This window comes from Halorubrum sp. SP3 (genome assembly GCF_005435195.1).
GTDB lineage: Archaea > Halobacteriota > Halobacteria > Halobacteriales > Haloferacaceae > Halorubrum > Halorubrum sodomense.
This window is the reverse complement of record NZ_SGTU01000286.1, coordinates 1-538: the sequence shown is the minus strand read 5'-3', so window position 1 is coordinate 538 and position 538 is coordinate 1. Positions and strand designations below refer to the sequence as shown.

Below are 538 nucleotides of genomic sequence, written 5' to 3'. Positions count from 1 at the left end.
ACGAGGACGGTGTCGGCCCGCAGCGTGGCGCCCTCGTCGTCACCGTCGACGATCTCGACCGTGCGGTCATCGACGAACCGTCCGGTTCCCGAGAACAGGTCGTGGCTGTTTGAGGACTCCAGCCCGCGACGGATCGACTCCGAGCTTCCGGCGACGTCCTCGTTGACCTTCCGGACGATCTCCGCGAAGTCGATATCGGTCACCTCCGCCTCGATCTCGAACGCATCGGCGCCCTCGATCGTCTCCAGCACCTCTGCGTGATAGAGGAGCTGTTTCGAGGGGATACAGCCGCGGTTGAGACAGGTCCCGCCGAGCCGGCCCTCCTCGACGACCGCGACCGAGTTCCCCCGACCGGCCATCGCGTTCGCTACGTCCAATCCTGATCCAGACCCGATAACGAGGAAATCGAACTCTTGCATGGAATGATGGACGGGACCCACGGTCATCAACCCCGGTCCGTTGTGGCGTGAGTTGTACACGACCGCCCAGAACCGGTGTGCGAGCGTTTAGACGCCGAATATTGTCACGAGAACGATCC

1 protein-coding gene is annotated in these 538 nt (G+C 63.0%); it reads right to left on the bottom strand.

The window, feature by feature from the left end:
- A partial coding sequence (locus EXE42_RS16590) for an FAD-dependent oxidoreductase (RefSeq protein ID WP_158293766.1) occupies positions 1 to 419 on the bottom strand: 419 nt, incomplete at its 3' end.
- Positions 420 to 538 lie beyond the last annotated feature (119 nt).